Source organism: Muricoprocola aceti, from assembly GCF_025567005.1.
Classification (GTDB): Bacteria; Bacillota; Clostridia; order Lachnospirales; family Lachnospiraceae; genus Marvinbryantia; species Marvinbryantia aceti.
Genome location: NZ_JAOQKE010000007.1, coordinates 59630 through 78592, shown reverse-complemented (window position 1 = coordinate 78592; position 18963 = coordinate 59630). Strand labels below are relative to the sequence as shown.

Here is an 18963-nt window from a genome sequence, read left to right as displayed (position 1 = left end):
CCCCCCGCCAATACACGATTTTTACTTCTTTAATGGGAAATAGATTGCATCAAATTCTCCTGCAATTTCTGATACTGCCTCATATAATCCCGGATAGGTACTTTCTGGTCCTCCCATCGTCAGCCCAGGTATCAGATAACGTGGTCCCGCTTCTTCCAGAAGCTTCTTCATGCCAGTACGTACTTTCTCCCGTGTCCAGTCCTGCATATCATATATTCCATTATCCAGACCACCCATAAATGTAATTTGTCCACCATACTGTTTAATTAACTCCGGTATATTATTGGTTCCTACTACGCCCTGAAATACATCTACACCCATTTCAATCATTTCCGGTACAAGATCTGCAGCATAGGAATCAGAATGATGTATAATCACCTCTACTCCATTTGCTTTCCAGTATCCATAGATCTTTTTATACGCCGGAAGCAGGAATTCATCAAACATTTCTTTGGAAATGAACAGGCTTCTCTGGCTTCCCCAGTCATCATGATGGAATAATGCGTCTGGATGCACATACTTGATTGTTTCTTCTGCAAGTGTAATCTCCCAGTCTGTCAGATAATCAATCAGTTCATGCATAGCCTCCGGTTCATCATAAAAATTAATCATGGCATCTTCCATACCCATCAGATAATGCAGTTTTTCAAAAATACCACAGAACACTTTGGCTGTGACAAACTTTTCTTTACGGTCAATATGTGTTACTTGTTCTACACAGTCCTTCCAGGCTTCTGGTGGAAGCACCAGATTCGGAGCTTTCACATAGTCTCGCCAATGTGCCACATCCTTACATACTTTATCGTCTCCTTCGCAGCATGGAAATGGTCCAGGAACGCCTGCCGGAAATTTATTTTTTACACCCCATCCATTTACCCATTCTCCTCCAGGTGTAATTACTCCAAAATAGATTGGGAAAAGAGGATCATTGATCCACTCCTGATATTCATATTGCTTTACAAAACGATCAGGGTTTCCACCTTTTATTGTTTCCATAAAATTTTCACGAATCGTAAGCATATCTGCACCTCCTGCTATTTATTTCTGGCCATACGTATAAATTGTTTCAAACATCGCTTCCAGATTTTCTCTTTTTGCATTATCAATACATCCATTGGTATCAAAAATGTATCCACCACCTGGAGCGCAAATATCAATCAACTTCTTCGTTTCATCGATTACCTGCTGTTTGGTTCCATGTTCCAAAATATACATCGGTAAATTGCCGGAAATCGCTGCCGTTCCGCCAAGAATCTTCTTTGCCCTTGCCATATCCGCAGTTTCAAAATGATAGATTACTTTGCCTTTCGGTATATCAGCCAGCTGCTCCAGTCTTGTATTATACTTACCCTCTGTATAAATGTAAGGCGTTACTCCCATATCAATCAGTGCCAACATACATTTTTTTAATGGCTTCCAGTAAATCTTTTCATATTGTTCTGCACTCATGAATCCGTCCATTCCCTTATGAAGCGGGAAAAATACACGCTTTACTGGAAGTGGCACATATTTAAAATACTGCCATGACTCAATCTGAATATCTGCCATCATATCACAGGCTGCTTCCAGTTCCTCCGGATATTCCAACTGATCGGTTAAAGTCGCCAATGTTCCACGATAATAATCTCCAATAATATCAAATGGTGCTTCTCCTGCACCGGTAAACATCGGTGGGAAACCCAGATCTGCCAGCCGATTGGATACTGCATTAGAGGCTTCTGCCGCCTTTGCATCTTCCTCTCCTATTTTTGCCAAAAGCGAAAATGCTTCCTGAGCCTGTCTGGAATACAACGAAGCCAATGGTGTCGTATTCAGAACAATTGATGGAACAAAGCGAATATCTGCTAATCCCTTCAATGACGGGAATGCACGCGGAATATATTTGCGAAGCATAAATCCGGTAAAATCTTTTAATAACTCCGGGTATTCGCTCTCATCCATATATTCATTTTCAATCACCTGATGTGTTGAAAAATCTGGAACACTGGTTCCAGGTCTTCCAGGCCAGTCAATCATCGTAGACTGAGCCAGTTCATTTGCCTTTCCACTGGTAAAACCTGTATGTGTCGTAGCATCAGGCTGAAATTCCTGGTAGAATTTTACCAACGCTTCTGACGCTTCTGAATAATTATACATGGCAGCCCGATAAGAAGAACCTTCCAAATTGTAAGGAAGTGCTCCAAGCATTGGACACATTGGTATACGTTCCGGTTCCCTCAGTGCTGTGGCATCTTCTACCAGCTGCACTCGTTTTGCAAACTTTTCAGCAGCTGGAGCATCCTTTTCGGCTGCACGGACATTTGTAGCAAACCATGAAGAACTTGCATCAAAATTTTTCTTTTCTTCCATCACAATCGAACACCTCTTTCTTGCTTTTTTCGTCTTTTTGACTATAATTTAATTATATCAATACATTTTTTTGTGTATATATCCACACGAAACAGATTCAAAAAATATTCAGAAAGGGAATTCGTCTGTACAGACGAAAATACAATTATGAAGCTTAGCATGCATATTATTGAACACTGGATTCAACGATACCATCCCGTATCCACCATTGTTTCAAATGATCTGACCATCGCTGGTATTCGTTTATTTTCTTATGAAAAAACTCCAGACCGTAATTATCTGTACATTGGACGCACCTCTGATTTTGTAAAACGGTCTCAGGTACAGGAAGTTCTTCTGGTTCATCGCGAAGACGTAATCAGTCTGCGCACACAGGAACTGGAAGATGTTTTCGACACTATCATGGATGCCTTTGTCTTCTATCAGCAATGGGAACAGAACATGCTCTCCGCTTTCCGAGCTGACAATCCTGAGCAAACAATTATCGATGCCTGTGCTGATATTTTTGGTCCAATGTTCTTTACTGATAACAGTCTCCAAATTACTGCATTTTCCAGACAGTATCCGAAGGGCAGTGTCAACAAAAACTGGGACGATTTCTGGGATCTTGGAGCTCTATCCGTTGATTCTCTGGTGCATATGCAAAATGGAACTTATCTGGAAAAATTGCCTCAAAAATGGAACTGTGAAATATTTTATGAAAAATACGCAGATCATTACCCGTATTCTATGATGATCAGCCAGGAAAATGTGGAACATGAATTGACAGGTCAGCTAGTCATCATCAGCCAGACGTCATTTGAAATTTATCAAAAACATCTTGCATTCATATTAAAACAGGCACTTTGTCTGATTGCAGGTCATGAGAAAAAAACTATGCAGGGTAGTATCATACAAAATCTGTTCCGTGATTTTCTTATGGGCAAACGCCTCGATTCTACCGGTTTTGAAACATTTATCCGTATAAAGGGTTGGAAACCGGACCAGTTCTGTATCGTTGCACTATTAAAAAAGCAACCTGTTTTTTGGAAAACAAGCGGCTATCATTTACAGGCATTATGCGCCTATTTTCCAGAACTTATTTTCTGCGAAAGCCCCGATTCTGCCAAAGACGAAATTGTGTGCTGCATTCCTGTCTCAGAAACTTCCACTGATTTCTCTGATAACCGAAATCAGACTGTCTTTCCCCCTTCCTTTCTGGACATTGTAAGCAAACTAAATTTTCGGTGTTTCTGCAGTTATTCTTTTTCTGGAATCACTCATATCTACATACAATACCTTCAGGCACGATCTGCTTCTGATCGCAATGTGGAAAATTACTATTTTTGTGCTCTTTCGGATCTTGTCAGCCTTCATAAAAGTAATGAAGTTCGATGTCATGCCATACACCCTGCCCTGGCAAAAATTCAACTGTATGACCAGATTCATCATACCGATTTTTATCACATTTTATATATTTACCTTGAATGCGAACGGGATCGCGTTCTGACTGCTCAAAAACTTTTCGTTCATAAAAACACTCTGGTCTACCGCCTGAAAAAAATAACTACTCTTTTCTGTCTGGATCTGGATTCTGTTTATGAACGTGAATATCTCATGGTATCCTATCTCTGTGCAAAACAATAGCGGAGTTCTTTCACTCCGCTATCATCATGTCCTATAGCAACTACTCACCAAAATGCCTTGTTTTTCCGCAATTCTCTCACGATCCAGATGGAATCCGCACAATCCGCTTCTCACCGTCTTTTTCCACAGTTGTCAACACTGGAACATGCTTTTTCCGCAATATGTGTATAATCGGATAAGTGGAGAATACGTTGCCTTCTATGTAGACAGCCTCTGGCTTTACCTTCAGTATCTTCTTTACCTGCTCTTTCACCAGACTTTTCCACTCCGCTTTTTCCATAGCCACTTCCCCGTAGATTCCCTCTTGGTTCAGTTCTGGGACATCTGGCAGATCCATATGAACGATCTGTACGGATTGCATTTCTGGAAGCTGGCGCAGAAGCGCATCACTCTCCACTGATCCTCCCAGATTCACAATCTTGGGTTCTTCGTGAAAGACCTGAAGACTGATCTCACAGGCTTTTACAGCATCTTCCAGAGTTCCTGTGGTCATCAGAAAGCCACCTTTATGACAGAATCCGGCGCTCTCCAGACCGGTTTCCTTTACCAATTCTTCCTTTTCCAGCCCAAGCCACTCTTCTGGGAAGCTGCATTTGTAGTTCATAGAATATTCTCGCTTTTGTGGCTGTATACAATATCCGCCACGATTGGAAGGGAAAATCACAAATGCAATCTTTGTCTCAGACAGATGCTTCTGGCATGGCACAAATTCTGGAAGTATCAGAATCCTTTCCTGCTCAGCCGGGATTTTGCTGGCTTTGAGATCCGCTTCATGCACCTGAAGCACTTCTTCCACCCGCTTATCTGCCCGCTCATTTCCAAGATATCGCTGGAACTTATTCTCCAGGATCATACCAGCCACACTTACTGCCTGGAAAAAAGCCTCATCCGTACCTCCTGTGGCATCCCAGGTTGGATTAAAATTCCCGATCAATGTAGCCAGCTCGTTTTTCTCTCCAGTGTTGTCATTCTGGTCCAGAGGCTGTACAAAGGATTCATCAAACTGAGCCGCAAGATCCTCACCTAATATCTCTGCTCCAAGTGCCTCCCACAAAAGACCAAATGCTGCATATGGCACTCCGTTCTCTCGCACCCGGCTTTCCTTCTGATGATGGTCATAAGCTCCCCTCCCAATATCAAACACGATTCCTTCGTAATTCTCTGGCACCTGATTGCCACGCCCAATCTGAATCTCCGGATTCAAATAGAATAACAGCGCTGCTGAAAATACATCATCTGCATGGAACTTTCCGCCGTGAGTGAAAGCAGATGCATCTTTCTTTCTGATTTCTGATAACAATTGATTCATGTGTTGCCTGTACTCCTTCTGTTGCTTTTTTTATATTCCATTATAAAAGGTTCTTCTACAGATTTTACCATAAAAGAACCCTTTATTTACCTTTTTTATTTTGTCAGCACTTCCTGTAATGTCGGAATGGAGTCCTGCGCTCCTTCTCTTGTTACTACAATCGCAGATACCTGATTGGCAAATTCTGCCGCTTCTTTCAATGTTTTTCCTTCTAACAGCATTGCCGCCAGCGCCGCTGTAAAGGAATCTCCTGCCGCCGTAGTATCTACTACTTCCACTTTCTTTGCAGGTATATGAACCGGCGGTTCATTTTCTGTATCCAGATATACACCATCACCGCCTAAGGTAACCAACACATTCTTTACACCATGATCCTTCACAATCTGCACCGCTTCTTCCAGATGATTCTGTGCGTCTGCAATACCGGTCAGTCGTGATAATTCAGATTCATTTGGCTTGATGATATCTACATATTGGTAAAGCTCTTCTGGAAAATGCTCCGGTACAGGAGCCGGATCCAGAATCACTGTTTTGCCAAGTGTTCTCGCCAGCTTCACCGCATAAAGAACAGTATCCATCGGAATCTCCAGCTGTAAAATCACGATCTCACACTCTTCAAGCAGATCCCGATGTGCCTCGATATCCTCCGGTGTAAACTGTGCATTTGCTCCCTGCACTACCACAATACTGTTATTGCCTTCTTTATTTACCGTAATGAATGCCGTTCCGGTACTGACCCTTTCTTTTGTAATCAGCCCGGACACATCCACGCCAGATCGCTGAAGGCTATCACGCTGCATCTCGCCATGGCTATCATTCCCAATAGCTCCCAGCATAGTCACGTCCGTACCAAGTCTTCCGGCTGCACAGGCCTGATTCGCACCTTTGCCACCGGCCACCAGCTTCATGCCATCACAAAGGATGGTTTCACCGACTGTTGGCATATGATCCACCTTCATCACCATATCAATATTCAGACTGCCAATTACTAAAATTTTACCCATGCGAAAAACTCCTTATAAATATGTTATAAAGCCTATATTCCCAATTCCTGCATAAGCTGCTTTCGAAATTCCTTATCTTTCATTGCTCTTTGGCAATCTTTGATTCGTCCAGCTCCTAACAATTTATCTGTTAGTTCTGCCATCACAGTTTCACACCTCTCATATCCCTGTCCATAGCCTTGTCCATAGCCCTCTTCATGCGCTTCTTCTCTCTGTACTGCAATATCTGTTTCATAATCATATTCTGCCAGTAACATATTTTCCACCTCGCTTCCTCTTCTCATAAGATAGTCCTTTAATATTCCTTTCTCGATACATTCCCGCATTGCTTTTCTATACGGAAATTTTTCTTTTGTATTTTGGTATTTTCTTATTGTTTCAATGAACTGGCTGTATTCTTTTAAAACCGAACATTTTTCCAGTATCTCATGCTGGCTGTCTGGATTGATATTAATCATTTTTACAGCTACTTCCAGTCCTGAATCTCCGTTCTCTTCTTTATATGCATCGGAAAGCCTCATCCATCTTTCCTTTTCTTCTTTTTCTATGCCATTATAAAAAGTATAAAACTCTGGTTTTGCCAGTGTCACTCTTTTCTTTCGATAACGTGCTTCTGAAGGGACAATCTGCTCATATACTCTTCCGATGTACAGTAAATTTCTAAGTGGCATATTCTCATTCACTGTACTCTGATGTTCTCCCATTATAATGGTCTTTCCACCAACACCAAAAGATATGTCATTCTTCAGATTCATGTAAATCGCATCTCCAACATGAATCTTTTCAATCTGAGTTCCCTCCGGCAGTGGTTCCTCATGCAGCGCATTATACAGGGAAATAATGTTTTTCTCTGCGCTTTCGTCCTCATAAAATAAATCTGCAAATACACTGCTCTTTACTTCACGGTTTTCCTTCTCCATCTTTCCTGCTCCTTTTGTGAAATGAGCAAAAAGATAAGTATTTATATCTGCAAAGATATCGTATCATTACAGATATCTTTTTATATGGTCTCTTCCATAACCCTGTATATACATCGCATCCCTGCTGATTGTACATCCAATGTCTCTTCTCTCCGCCAATTCCACTATTCTCTTTTCATCAAAACTGAATATTACAGCCGAATCGGCTTTGAAACTGTAGATAGCCCTATACTCTGATCGGAACATTTGAAATAAGGCTCAGACAATATGATTTGTGTCTTATTTTGATGTGACTTTATTATACTTTGAATCGTCACTTGCGTCAATCACTTTTTATACAATATATTTCTCTTTTTGTTTTAATGTGTCGCATATTCGTGTCTCAACATACAATAGTAGAAATTCTTTTATATTACTTAACTAGATACGCAATAATGCCGGAGATCATGATCTACAATAGTAGAAATTCTTTTATATTACTTAACGCGAATGCTGTATTTAAGCCATTTTCGATCTACAATAGTAGAAATTCTTTTATATTACTTAACGAGGATGGAAGATAGGTGAAAGTAAAATCTACAATAGTAGAAATTCTTTTATATTACTTAACTACAGGACAAATATGATGCGCTATCGTAATCTACAATAGTAGAAATTCTTTTATATTACTTAACTTGAAGTTTTTATTGTCAAATAATGGCAATCTACAATAGTAGAAATTCTTTTATATTACTTAACCAGAGAAGTGTGGGACAACCTGGATGATCTACAATAGTAGAAATTCTTTTATATTACTTAACGAAGAATCTGAAAATGGTGAGGTATGATCTACAATAGTAGAAATTCTTTTATATTACTTAACACCGGATCGAAATGGTTTGAGACGGATCTACAATAGTAGAAATTCTTTTATATTACTTAACATTACTGCATTTCCCTCTGGCATAATATCTACAATAGTAGAAATTCTTTTATATTACTTAACTCCTACACCGTGAATATTCACAATTGGGGAGCTGTTTTTCTTATTTAAACTTATTCTTTTTATCACATTTGCACACATCTGGTTAAGTAATATATTCTTTTTCGTTTATTAAGACTGAGGTTTGCATTAAGTGATGATCAGAAAGTCTTTTTCATCGTTTTTCGCATACCCAAACCTCATTACTTCACAACTGGAAGACATTTTGAATATAATCACACTATCTGTCTGACTGAACTTGGATTCATATTTATTCTTCAAGTCGTTTACTATATTATTCACGATTCTTGGACTGTTGTCAATCTCAAAAACAGAATACTGAATTCGATGTCCGAATCGTGACAAATATTTTGCGAATTTTGCCCGTAATTTATCGTCAGATATATCATAACTCACTATAATCATCTTATGTCCCCTTTCAAATAACAATTGCATTTTACACTTTATGCAATAAAAATACTGGCAACTCTTCTACACTTTTTCTCTTCATAAAATATCGATAGTACTGCTGTACATACAGGAAAATATCATCCTTGTATTCCAGGATTGCTTTCATCAAAAACTGTATGTATTCTGGGTTCTTTTTATATTTCAGACACCAACGCTGATCATATACATCAAAGTCTTCCGCTTTGCACTGTCCCAGATTGAGTGCTTTTCTAATCTCATAATCTACGATTGGACGCATCGGCTCCATAATATCACATACCAGTGATTTTCTCATATAAAAGCATTTATGGAATACCCCATAATAGGTATCAAATCCATACACCTGTAGCATGGCATCTACAATGTTAAAAAGCATGGTGTATCCTATATCCAGTGTTACATTGACATAATCATTTTTGATTCTTGGTTTTCGTCCATTCCACTGTACATTATCAAACATTCTTGGAAAATAGATTCTGGCCGCATTTCCTTCGATTCCCATGACTTCAAGATATTCCATTTCTGCTTCCAACTGCATCTGCATATCATCCAGCAACTGGATTCCCTCTTTTAAATATTCCGTCTTTCTCCTGATATTTCGCAGTGCCTGAGCCTGATTTCTTATTTTGTTCTGCTCAATTTTTCTGCCAATCTCATCTCCTGCATAATCATACTGATGACGGCGTAATAATGTATTTCCTTCCATTCTTGCCCCCAGCACTTCATACACCTTAAATGTCGTGCTCATTAAACAGATAGGGAATCCAACAATCTTTCTGCATAAACCATACTTTTCTGAATAAACGTCCAATGACATCATGGCACTTTTTCTGGTTGAATATGTTTTCTCATCAATTGTTTCATGCGCCTTCGTCCCATTTATCTGTGCGGATGATTGATATAGCAAGTTATCCTGGCTTCCATCTATCGATACCTTTTATTCTGTATGTAATCAAACCAATCATTGTTATTTAATCGTAAAACATCTGGTGATAATGCTTTTTCCTCGCTCCAGTTTTTCTGTATAGCCTGCATGATATATAAGCCTTTTAATGCAATACAGTATGCACCGTTAGCATCGGCATCTACCGGCAGAAGGCTTTCTTTCTTCTCCTCTTTGTTCTCGTATTTAGAAGAATCAAAAAATTTGCCTTCTTCATTTAATACCGGAGAGATTACATGATCATAATCAACATCATTTTCTTCATTTTTACTGTTTCTCAACTGCACAGTAAAACGGACTATTCTTTGCAATTCATGAAACAGATGCGGATCACTGATCTTTTCCAGCTTCGGCAGAAGGTTCGCTCCTGACTGATATTCTACACCTTCTAATTCCAGTAATTTTAGCATTTTCTCTGTCGGGTCAAATACTTCTTTCTTATCACGCACACGTCTATTAACAAACTCTTTCTGTGTTCTTGTACCGTTGGTATAAATAGTCCAGTTATTTCTGGCCAGTGTCACATTATGTGTAGCAAAGTTGGCGTAATCAAATGTGAATCGAAACAGCTGTCTTTCCACATCATAGCAAATCTCATCAAAAGATAAGATAAATTCACGCTTTGCCTGATCGGTTGTATAAGCCTTGTGATTGAATATATCAACAAATCCGGTAGCTGGATCTATCTTTGAAGTAAATGCAGCCGGAACATAGAAAATCATTCCACACTGTCTTCCCAGTTTCTTCACGGAATCAGGAATGTAGGCTAACTGATAACCACGCAGTACACCACCATCTTCATCTGCTGAACGGTCTTTGAAAACGAGGTAATTCAGCTTTTGAATCAACATGTTTTCGAACTTCTGATAAACCTGCCGTTCTACTTTAAAACGCCCCCGTTTAAATCCATAATTCAGATCTTCCATTGCTACGATTGCATGATACTTTATCATCATTTTAGCAATTTCATGTATCACTCCTGACAGGTATCCTTCCTTTAAATCCTTGATCTGCCCGATCTCTTTCCAGTTTTTTCTGGCTTCATCTCTATTTTGTTCTCTTTCTTTTAACTTTTCTTTGTAATTATATTTATTTACCACGTTGAAAGATTTCTGCTCTATAATCTCTCCCTGCATATTGATAACAGATACATAGATGAGGTTCCGTTCCCCTCTGTCTATACCAATCACATGCATATCATTCTGATGCGCAATATATCTCTGTGCAACGGAATTTAACGCTTCTTTTCCTGAAGCCCTGTAATTAATTGTAATTGGAAGATGAATAAAAAACTTGTCCACACTGTAGCGATAATCTTTCACAATATCTTTTTTCGTCTCATGGCAGACTGCTTTTTTCAAATATTCCTTTGCTTCTGCTGATAGTTCTCCCTTCCATCTATGATTCATGTAATTATAAATTTCCTGATACTCTTTCTCCGGAATATTCTTTTTTACGGATTCTCCATGCATTTCCTCCATATACGTGCGGTTCACAAGCATGGTGCCTTTTTTGTGGATAATCGGCTTCTTTACACTGGATTTACGGAAAAAGATCTCTGCCTCTCCATTTAATTTCAACACCTGTTCTCTGATATTTTCTTCACTGAACAGATTTTTCAGATACATGGTATGAAGATTTTCCCTTCCTGTACTTTTTTCCGAGAAGTCCTTATTATAGATCTGGAATAAATAAAGTTTTCCCTCTTCATTTAAACGATCAATATCTGCTTCTTTTATATAGGTCCAGTCTATTTTGTATCCCTGGTCTTCTACCTCGCGATAAAATCCGCTGATATCCTGATAGGTATCTGTATCAGAAAAATGGAATCCAAATACTTTCCAGTCTGGATTTCGCTCTATTCCAGATTTGAAATAATCGATCAGATCATGGCAAAACTGCAGATCGAATTTTTCTTCTGATTTTATATGTCTGCGTTCTTTATATCCATTGATGATATATTCCGATGGCTGATAAATTTCCATGCCTTTTTTACTGAGCAGGACTTTAGGAAGCATCTTGTTCGCTGATGGAAGATAGTAATATACCATTTTTTTATATTCATTTCCTTCAAGAGGATGTGAATGCCCCTCTATGATTTCTTTTTCCGGCTTTTGTACCGGATTAAAAATTCCCATATAATATTTTCCATCTTTTTGAAGCAAAATTGCATTATAGTCATATTCCTTGCTCTTTGACCAGCCATTTGCAAGTGTCGGAGTACCAAAATTCAATTTTATTTTCGTATCAGAATACGGCTTCTGTGTCACATAATTTCGTACCTTATTATATAATGGAACAATATCCCTTATCTCTTCATACAAATCATCCAGTTCTCCATAAAAGTTTACCTCTTTTTCTACAGCCTCTTCTATATAAAACCATTTCATCCAGTGAAACAATTCCATATAATTGTCTAATACATCTTTTATTTCTGTAGCATATTTCTCATTTTCAATCAGGTTCACTTCCGGATGATATTCTAAAAGATGTACTTCTTTTAACGAAACAATATTCTCAATTTCTGCTATATACTCTTCTGGCTTTCTTTTGACTTCCTCTGCTCTTGCATATTCTTTCAATAACTGCTCTATTTCTGACAATGATTTCCATTTGTCAGCTTTTACCGCTGCCTTCACTTTTTGATCTTTCCGAGCTCCTTTTCCTGCTATTTGCTGTTCATAATAATGTGTCAGACAATCAGCAATTGTGTTCCAACTACCACACAGATAATTCGATATTTTTTCATAATAAGGTGCTGTAATATAGATCTTGCTCAAATCAAAGTTGTCCGTGTTGTTTTTTAATACGGCAATCCGCTCCATCACCGTTTTCTCCATAACATTTTGCAGGAAGCTGTTGACTGACTCGTATACTTCAGCATCATTCTCATACTTTTCCGGAATCTTGAAAGAAGTGGATGCATTGCTTAAAATCTGTTTATGCAGTCTCTTCATGCGATACAGGTTCCAGTTTTTCTTTTCTTTCTGGCAATACTCCTTCATGTGTTGATTAACCACACCACACATTTCATTGTAATGTTCGATTGCCTTCTGCGTCATCAACATCATATAATAATCTGCTGTGAAAATATGTGATAATTTCCATTCCATAAAATAGTGTTCGTTTTTTCTCTCTATGATACTGATCTGGCTTTCCGCACTTTTCTGAATGTTTTGAAATGCCACCATATTCTCCAGAAAGATCTCTGCATTTTCATGTACTACTCGATAACCAATGGCTGTGGCAATTGCTTCTTTCGTGAAAACATTTTTTCTGTTTAAGAAAAAATCATTAAACGAAGAGGTAAAACGATGGAACAAGGCCACGGTTTTCAACTTCTCTTCTTTTTCTTCTTCACTGTATTCCTCGTTGCAGCGAATAAAATCTGGCAGAATTCCAGAAATCATTTTTTCTTTAAACATTTCTGAAAACACTGCATCATCCGATAAGTATTGATAAATCTCCTTACGTTTCTTTTCCTGGATCTTTTCCAAACATTTTTTTGCATCATCCGTCTGATTCTTCTTCACTTCTGTCAACGCTTCAAACAGCTCATTCCAGTCAATATCATGAACATCTCTTAAATGCATCTCAATATAATTCCGATAGTAATCATCCATGATTCCCTTCAATTCTTCTCGTTTTTGTGCCCTCAGAGAGTCTTCCTCCAAAATCCCATATTCCTGTATATGTTTCAAAGTACTTCCAACAGGGATCAAACTGTTACGAAGTGTTTTGCTCAGACTATTCAATCCAATGAATTCCTTATATCTCTCTAAAAATTGTTTATCTTCCATGATATTAGCCCCCTATATTTTTCTCTATCTATTCTGATTGTATCTGATTTTATTATCTTTTACAATATTTTTCTGTATATTCGTTTCCATTTATATATTAACACAAAAAAACAGCACCCATAGGTACCGTTTATATCCTAATTATATTTTATAGTGCCATCCCGCGCAGCTGGCGCATCATTCCTTACATACTCTTTCTGAACGCGGACAGCGATATAGGATTCAATCTCATTTTCCCTCTTCCCGCTGTCACGCACATCTTTTTTCCAGCTTTCAGCAGCGAATTTTACATCAACTCTTATTCTCGATGTCACTTTCTTTCTGGTATGTGCCAGATCTATGAATTGCTTTTACTTCAAACTTGCCTGCACCTCTTGGTGCGATTCTAAACGAATATACAATCTACGATAGTAGAAATTTGAGTAGTTATATTGCGAAAAACCCCTCAGCCGCCGCTCCCGCAGCTTCTAAGGGGTCTCTTTTTATGTTTTTCTACGACTGACTAACTGATTAGTCCTGTACGTATGGCATCAGTGCAACGTGACGTGCTCTCTTGATTGCAGATGTGAGAGCTCTCTGATGTTTTGCACATGTTCCTGTGATTCTTCTTGGAAGGATTTTTCCTCTTTCAGAAACGTATTTCTTTAATTTGGCTGTATCCTTGTAATTAATTTCATTATTTTCTTTACCGCAGAATACACAAACTTTTTTTCTTCTGCGTCCGCCTCTTCTCTTCATTGGAGAGTCGCTTCTATCACTTCTATTGTAAGCCATGATTCTTACCTCCTATCGAAATTCTAGTTAAACGGCAGCTCCTCATCGATACCATCCGGTATATTCATGAATCCGTCTCCTGCTGCGGCACTAGGTGTCGGTCTGCTCGGTGACGGTGCTGCACTATAGCCGCCTTCTGATGCTCCGGATGCATTCTTGCTCTCAGCGAATTCCTGTTCTTCTACAACAACGTCTGTTGTGTAGACTTTCATTCCGTCTTTATTGGTATAGCTTCCTGTCTGGATACGACCGGTAATTGCGATCTTGATTCCCTGACGGAAGTATTTCTCTGCAAATTCTGCGCTTCTGCCGAAAGCAACACACTGAATGAAATCTGCGGTTGACTCTCCATCACGTTTAAATCTGCGGTCTACAGCCAATGTATATCTTGCTACAGCGGTAGCATTCTCGCCTGCTGAGTAACGAACTTCCGGGTCTCTCGTTAAACGACCCATTAAAATGACCTTATTCATTCTGATCTCCTCTTAATTATGCGTCCTGTCTAACACACAAATATCTGAGAACGTTTTCCATAATACGAACATGTCTTTCCAGTTCTGCCGGGCAAGTAGCCTCTGCATCGAACTGAATGAAATAGTAAAAACCTTCGCTCATTTTCTGAATGTCGTAAGCAAGTTTCTTCTTACCCCATTCGTCAACATTCGTAATAGTACCGCCAAAACGTGTAATATACTCTTTTACTTTTTCTACGGTAGCTGTTCTTGCGTCGTCCTCAAGCTTTGCGCTGACAACAACTGCTAATTCATACTTGTTCATGCGTTTTGCACCTCCTTGTGGTCTCTGGCCCCTTTCCGAAAAAGGAGCAAGGAATTGAAATATATCACGAATATATACTTTATCATACTTTTTCCCGGAAAGCAAGTATTATTTTCCTGTTTTATGGGCTTTATCGGAATTATCATTACTGTTCACTCCGTGACCAGCAACACGTTTCGCGGAACAATGGCAGTGAACCGTAACGAATTATTCCGTCTTTTTTATCAGCCCTCTGGTATTTTTTTCTACCAGTCTGCGGGATACCATGACCTGGTGTCCGCATCCCTGACACTTCAGGCGAAAATCTGCGCCTACCCTGAGAATCTCCCATTCCTGGCTGCCACATGGATGGGGCTTTTTTAATTTGACAATATCTCCTACCTCATATACAAATCGTTCCATCTTTTCCTCCGTTACTTTTACCTAAATCCCCTTTCCATTTCAGTGAACGTATTTAATTGATCTCAATCTGTTCAAATACTTTCCCGATGCTGTCCTGGATCACCAGATCTGCATTTTTGTCCCTGGAAGTAACGCTCTTATTGATCACCACCAGATGATCTCCGCGGAAGTAATCAATCAGCCCTGCTGCCGGGTATACCACCAGCGACGTTCCTCCAATGATCAGCACATCTGCATTGGAAATGTATTCCACAGACTTGCGCAGTGTGTAATCATCCAGACCTTCTTCATATAGCACCACATCTGGCTTAATGGTGCCGCCGCAAGAACAGGTTGGCACGCCATCTGCATGAAGCATATATTCCGCATCATAAGCCTTATGGCACTTCATGCAATAATTACGCAATACACTTCCATGAAGTTCCAGTACTTCTTTGCTTCCTGCTGCCTGATGCAATCCGTCAATATTCTGGGTAATCACCGCCTGTACATGCCCGGATGCTTCCCACTGGGCCAGACGTTTGTGTGCCATATTCGGTTTTGCATCCAGACAAAGCATTTTTTTCTTATAGAAACGATAAAATTCATCTGTATGATACATGAAAAAGCTATGACTTAAAATCGTCTCCGGTGGATAGGCATATTCCTGATGATACAGGCCATCCACACTTCGAAAATCCGGTATGCCACTCTCTGTAGACACACCAGCACCGCCAAAAAATACCACTTTCTTGCTGTTCTGAATCCAACTCTGCAAAGTCTCGATTTCATTTGCCATTATTCCTGCACCTCCGTTTCATAACCGCCGGCTTTTGGAACTGCCGCATAGGTTCTCACACGCTTGCCCTGTACGATAAATCTGGTTGCTTCGTTGCCAGTACAGGTGGACAATGTCACAATGGTATCGGTGTAATCCACATCCACTCCGGTATCATATAATGCCTGTTCCTCACAGCTATAGATAAATTCCTGGAAATCTTCTTTATCCCGAAATGTGATCTGATAATTGGTACTGTACTTGTCTACTTCCGAACAGGAGAAAATCTCATATTTGTAGATCCTGGTCGGTGTATAGATCCAGAAATACGGGCTGGTCTTATAGACCTCCTCATCCCGGTACTTTTTCAGGCTTCCAAACATGGAACCATTCTTCATATTGTGTCCATATACCACGCTGTTACGCTGTCCGAAATTGCTCTTATTCATATAATCCAGGAAAATGGAGCCGGCAAAGTTATCCGTCTTCTGGAATGTCCGGTGCAGATAATAATCATTATCCTCCCCCTGAGTAATCGGGTAATTGATCGTATCTACAGCTTCCATCTCCAGCCAGCCGATTACGTCCGGATTGATCTTCTGCAGACTTTCAAAATCGATCGGATTCTCCATAACCTCAAATTTACTGGTACCGCCGTGCTCGGTCAGCTCAGCGTCTCCCCATTCATCTCCCATGGTATCATTTTCTTCCATGGTATCATCCAGACCTTCTGTGATCTTCTGGTTATCTGCATACTCTTCCAGCTTCGCGTATTCATCCACGCCAGTTTTATAATTCAGATAAATCGTAATCAGATTCCACGCCGCAAAAGCAAAGATTCCTATCGCAATGATCAAAATCAAAGTGCTGATCACATTTCCAATTCCGCCTTTTTTCTTTTTTTCACGTCTTCCCATACAGATGCCCCCTTTCCAGTTCTATACAAAAACAATTCTATACCCGTCTGCGGTTCTTCTTGCCAATTTCTGATTTTTTATTGGTTCCCAGCTTCTGATGGCGGCTCAGCGGATCCTCTTCTTCTTTTTCCTGGATCTCCACCTTCTGAGTCGGATTATGAATGCCCGGAAGCACTACGGTAAATGTGGTTCTCTCCCAGTCGCTGGTTGCCTCTATGATGCCACCATGCAGTTCCACAATCCTCTTTGCGATGGACAAGCCAAGGCCGGAGCCTCCCGTCTGGCTGGATCTGGCATTATCCACACGATAAAACTTTTCAAAGATCAGCTTCAGATTCTGCTCCGGGATCTCATGTCCCTGATTCTCAAAAGTAATGACAATATCTGTACCTTTTGCCCTTGCTTCAATCTCAATCTCTGTATCCGTATAGCTGTAGGCTATTGCATTTCGAAGCAGATTATCAAAGACTCTGGCAAGCTTATCCGGGTCTCCCATCACCATCAGATCATCGTCTGTCTTTACCGAACAGGTCAGGTATTTATCCTTCAGCACACCATAACTTTCATCCGCCAGCTGCTCCAGCAGGAACGACAGATTCAGCTGTTCCTTCTCCAACACAATATCCTGCAGATTAAACCTGGTGATCTCAAAGAACTCATTAATCAGCTCCCGCAGTCTGGATGCCTTCTCAAAGGTCACATGAATATATTTTTCCCGGTCTTCGTCCGGCATGGACTTTCTCTGATCCAGCATGGTCAGATATGCAATAATCGACGTCAACGGGGTCTTCAGGTCATGCGCCAGATAAACCACCAGATCGTTCTTTTTCTGTTCGCTGATAGCGGTCTCCATCTCTTTTCTCTTCAGCGTTGCACGAAGTGCCATCAGCTTGTCTTCCAAAGGCTTCAGCTCCGGCACCAGCACAATCTGCTCATCGTCTTCTCTCTGAATGGCATCAATGGCTGCCTCCACGCTGCTGAGATAATGAAGCATCCGTTTTACCAGCAGATTATAAAAAATCAGAAACAAAATGATAAACCCGATTACCAGAAACACCGTTTTATGGTCCATGAAAATTCTTCCATACCATTCGTTCGCCATCTCTGAATCCATATGCATTCCGGTAAAAATCGCCATCATTGCCCTGGTAAACAGTCCCTGAAATATCCCATCAATGAAAAAATGGACAATCCCCTCCCCTATGACCAGTGCCAACAATGCCACCAGCCCCGTACGAATCAGAATTGTCCTTTTTAGCTTCTTATAGTTACTTTTCAACCTTGTATCCAACTCCCCATACGGTCTTTATGAAGTCTGTTTTTCCCATAGAGCCAGCCATCTTCTCTCGAAGATGACGGATATGTACCATCACCGTATTGTTGCTCTGTTTATAATATGTCTCATGCCATACCTGTTCAAACAATTGCTCTGAGCTGATTACCTGTCCACGGTTCTCACACAGAATCCACAAGATATCGAATTCAATGGGTGTCAGCGTCAGCTCCCGCTCATTAAACTGGCATTCGTGGGTGCTGCGATTCATCACCAGGCCACCGAAATCTATGATATCTTCCTGTGGCTTATTGCCTTCGTTGTATTTCGTTACACGGCGCAGCTGTGCTTTTACCCGCGCCATCAGTTCCAGGGGGTTAAATGGTTTCTCGATGTAATCATCTGCCCCCAGAGTCAGTCCTGTGATCTTGTCCATGTATTCGGTCTTAGCTGTCAGCATAATCACAGGAAACATATAGGTTTCTCTGATCTTCTGTAAAATCGTAAATCCATCGATGTCCGGAAGCATCACATCCAGGATGGCGAGAGAAGGATGTTCCTTCTCTACTGCCTCCAGAGCATCTTTTCCATTGTAGCATTTGATCACTTCAAAATTCTCATTCTGAAGATAGAGTCCGATGACGTCGGCGATCTCCCGCTCGTCATCCACTACGAGTATCTTATCCGACATAATTTCCTCT

Annotated in this window: 17 protein-coding genes and 1 CRISPR repeat array; of the genes, 1 reads left to right on the top strand and 16 read right to left on the bottom strand. The window is 40.2% G+C overall.

The genetic code is table 11. The features are described 5' to 3' along the window. Nucleotides 1-21: 21 nt before the first annotated feature. Entirely contained in the window at nucleotides 22-1020 is a 999-nt protein-coding gene (locus OCV47_RS07990) for a uroporphyrinogen decarboxylase family protein (protein ID WP_262654617.1), read from the bottom strand. An 18-nt stretch (nucleotides 1021-1038) separates the two neighbouring features. After that, nucleotides 1039-2349, bottom strand: coding sequence for a uroporphyrinogen decarboxylase family protein (locus tag OCV47_RS07985; protein ID WP_262654616.1), 1311 nt, complete (start codon nucleotides 2347-2349; stop codon nucleotides 1039-1041). A 159-nt stretch (nucleotides 2350-2508) separates the two neighbouring features. Here OCV47_RS07985 and OCV47_RS07980 point away from each other — a divergent pair, with 159 nt between their 5' ends. Then, nucleotides 2509-3975: a PucR family transcriptional regulator gene (locus tag OCV47_RS07980; RefSeq protein ID WP_262654615.1), complete on the top strand. Its 1467-nt coding sequence runs from the start codon at nucleotides 2509-2511 to the stop codon at nucleotides 3973-3975. Nucleotides 3976-4051: 76 nt separating this feature from the next. Here OCV47_RS07980 and OCV47_RS07975 read toward each other — a convergent pair whose 3' ends face one another. The 14 genes from OCV47_RS07975 to vanR all read right to left on the bottom strand — a co-directional run bounded on the left by OCV47_RS07975 (nucleotide 4052) and on the right by vanR (nucleotide 18953). Beyond that, nucleotides 4052-5284, bottom strand: coding sequence for an MYG1 family protein (locus OCV47_RS07975; RefSeq protein WP_262654614.1), 1233 nt, complete (start codon nucleotides 5282-5284; stop codon nucleotides 4052-4054). Between the two features lie 95 nt (nucleotides 5285-5379). Beyond that, nucleotides 5380-6288 (bottom strand): ribokinase, encoded by a 909-nt coding sequence (gene rbsK / locus OCV47_RS07970; RefSeq protein WP_262654613.1) that lies wholly within the window; start codon nucleotides 6286-6288, stop codon nucleotides 5380-5382. 32 nt (nucleotides 6289-6320) lie between these two features. Then, a complete protein-coding gene (locus OCV47_RS07965; protein ID WP_262654612.1) occupies nucleotides 6321-7208 on the bottom strand; it encodes a hypothetical protein in 888 nt (295 codons plus the stop codon). 385 nt (nucleotides 7209-7593) lie between these two features. Then, nucleotides 7594-8193: direct repeats of the CRISPR family, unit length 36 nt; unit sequence ATCTACAATAGTAGAAATTCTTTTATATTACTTAAC. A 126-nt stretch (nucleotides 8194-8319) separates the two neighbouring features. Then, a complete protein-coding gene (gene cas2, locus OCV47_RS07960; protein WP_262654611.1) occupies nucleotides 8320-8595 on the bottom strand; it encodes a CRISPR-associated endonuclease Cas2 in 276 nt (91 codons plus the stop codon). 31 nt (nucleotides 8596-8626) lie between these two features. Continuing rightward, nucleotides 8627-9436 (bottom strand): type V CRISPR-associated endonuclease Cas1, encoded by an 810-nt coding sequence (gene cas1, locus OCV47_RS07955; protein ID WP_262654636.1) that lies wholly within the window; start codon nucleotides 9434-9436, stop codon nucleotides 8627-8629. A 107-nt stretch (nucleotides 9437-9543) separates the two neighbouring features. After that, the gene (gene cas12a, locus OCV47_RS07950) at nucleotides 9544-13362 is read right to left on the bottom strand and encodes a type V CRISPR-associated protein Cas12a/Cpf1 (protein ID WP_262654610.1); all 3819 of its coding nucleotides are present in this window, start codon (nucleotides 13360-13362) and stop codon (nucleotides 9544-9546) included. 510 nt (nucleotides 13363-13872) lie between these two features. Further along, the gene (gene rpsR, locus OCV47_RS07945; RefSeq protein ID WP_117448796.1) at nucleotides 13873-14136 is read right to left on the bottom strand and encodes a 30S ribosomal protein S18; all 264 of its coding nucleotides are present in this window, start codon (nucleotides 14134-14136) and stop codon (nucleotides 13873-13875) included. Nucleotides 14137-14159: 23 nt separating this feature from the next. After that, nucleotides 14160-14609 (bottom strand): single-stranded DNA-binding protein, encoded by a 450-nt coding sequence (locus OCV47_RS07940; protein WP_117448797.1) that lies wholly within the window; start codon nucleotides 14607-14609, stop codon nucleotides 14160-14162. A 16-nt stretch (nucleotides 14610-14625) separates the two neighbouring features. Next, nucleotides 14626-14913 (bottom strand): 30S ribosomal protein S6, encoded by a 288-nt coding sequence (rpsF, locus tag OCV47_RS07935; RefSeq protein ID WP_117448847.1) that lies wholly within the window; start codon nucleotides 14911-14913, stop codon nucleotides 14626-14628. 207 nt (nucleotides 14914-15120) lie between these two features. Further along, entirely contained in the window at nucleotides 15121-15315 is a 195-nt protein-coding gene (locus tag OCV47_RS07930; RefSeq protein ID WP_117448798.1) for a DUF951 domain-containing protein, read from the bottom strand. Nucleotides 15316-15367: 52 nt separating this feature from the next. After that, the gene (locus tag OCV47_RS07925) at nucleotides 15368-16093 is read right to left on the bottom strand and encodes an NAD-dependent protein deacylase (RefSeq protein WP_117448799.1); all 726 of its coding nucleotides are present in this window, start codon (nucleotides 16091-16093) and stop codon (nucleotides 15368-15370) included. After that, a complete protein-coding gene (gene srtB, locus OCV47_RS07920) occupies nucleotides 16093-16989 on the bottom strand; it encodes a class B sortase (protein WP_256297903.1) in 897 nt (298 codons plus the stop codon). Before srtB ends, OCV47_RS07925 begins: the two co-directional genes overlap by 1 nt. 37 nt (nucleotides 16990-17026) lie before the next feature. After that, nucleotides 17027-18268 (bottom strand): sensor histidine kinase, encoded by a 1242-nt coding sequence (locus OCV47_RS07915; protein ID WP_262654609.1) that lies wholly within the window; start codon nucleotides 18266-18268, stop codon nucleotides 17027-17029. Continuing rightward, a complete protein-coding gene (vanR, locus tag OCV47_RS07910; protein ID WP_117448802.1) occupies nucleotides 18258-18953 on the bottom strand; it encodes a VanR-ABDEGLN family response regulator transcription factor in 696 nt (231 codons plus the stop codon). The genes OCV47_RS07915 and vanR overlap by 11 nt, the downstream gene beginning before the upstream one ends. Between the last annotated feature and the right edge of the window lie 10 nt (nucleotides 18954-18963).

What these genes read in the sequence shown, in the direction of transcription:
- OCV47_RS07940 (WP_117448797.1), bottom strand. Translation starts at nt 14,609, where the DNA reads ATGAATAAGGTCATTTTAATGGGTCGTTTAACGAGAGACCCGGAAGTT.
- rpsR (WP_117448796.1), bottom strand. Translation starts at nt 14,136, where the DNA reads ATGGCTTACAATAGAAGTGATAGAAGCGACTCTCCAATGAAGAGAAGA.
- OCV47_RS07975 (WP_262654614.1), bottom strand. Translation starts at nt 5,284, where the DNA reads ATGAATCAATTGTTATCAGAAATCAGAAAGAAAGATGCATCTGCTTTC.
- cas12a (WP_262654610.1), bottom strand. Translation starts at nt 13,362, where the DNA reads ATGGAAGATAAACAATTTTTAGAGAGATATAAGGAATTCATTGGATTG.
- OCV47_RS07985 (WP_262654616.1), bottom strand. Translation starts at nt 2,349, where the DNA reads ATGGAAGAAAAGAAAAATTTTGATGCAAGTTCTTCATGGTTTGCTACA.
- OCV47_RS07925 (WP_117448799.1), bottom strand. Translation starts at nt 16,093, where the DNA reads ATGGCAAATGAAATCGAGACTTTGCAGAGTTGGATTCAGAACAGCAAG.
- OCV47_RS07965 (WP_262654612.1), bottom strand. Translation starts at nt 7,208, where the DNA reads ATGGAGAAGGAAAACCGTGAAGTAAAGAGCAGTGTATTTGCAGATTTA.
- rbsK (WP_262654613.1), bottom strand. Translation starts at nt 6,288, where the DNA reads ATGGGTAAAATTTTAGTAATTGGCAGTCTGAATATTGATATGGTGATG.
- OCV47_RS07990 (WP_262654617.1), bottom strand. Translation starts at nt 1,020, where the DNA reads ATGCTTACGATTCGTGAAAATTTTATGGAAACAATAAAAGGTGGAAAC.
- rpsF (WP_117448847.1), bottom strand. Translation starts at nt 14,913, where the DNA reads ATGAACAAGTATGAATTAGCAGTTGTTGTCAGCGCAAAGCTTGAGGAC.
- OCV47_RS07930 (WP_117448798.1), bottom strand. Translation starts at nt 15,315, where the DNA reads ATGGAACGATTTGTATATGAGGTAGGAGATATTGTCAAATTAAAAAAG.
- OCV47_RS07980 (WP_262654615.1), top strand. Translation starts at nt 2,509, where the DNA reads ATGCATATTATTGAACACTGGATTCAACGATACCATCCCGTATCCACC.
- srtB (WP_256297903.1), bottom strand. Translation starts at nt 16,989, where the DNA reads ATGGGAAGACGTGAAAAAAAGAAAAAAGGCGGAATTGGAAATGTGATC.
- vanR (WP_117448802.1), bottom strand. Translation starts at nt 18,953, where the DNA reads ATGTCGGATAAGATACTCGTAGTGGATGACGAGCGGGAGATCGCCGAC.
- cas2 (WP_262654611.1), bottom strand. Translation starts at nt 8,595, where the DNA reads ATGATTATAGTGAGTTATGATATATCTGACGATAAATTACGGGCAAAA.
- cas1 (WP_262654636.1), bottom strand. Translation starts at nt 9,436, where the DNA reads ATGTCATTGGACGTTTATTCAGAAAAGTATGGTTTATGCAGAAAGATT.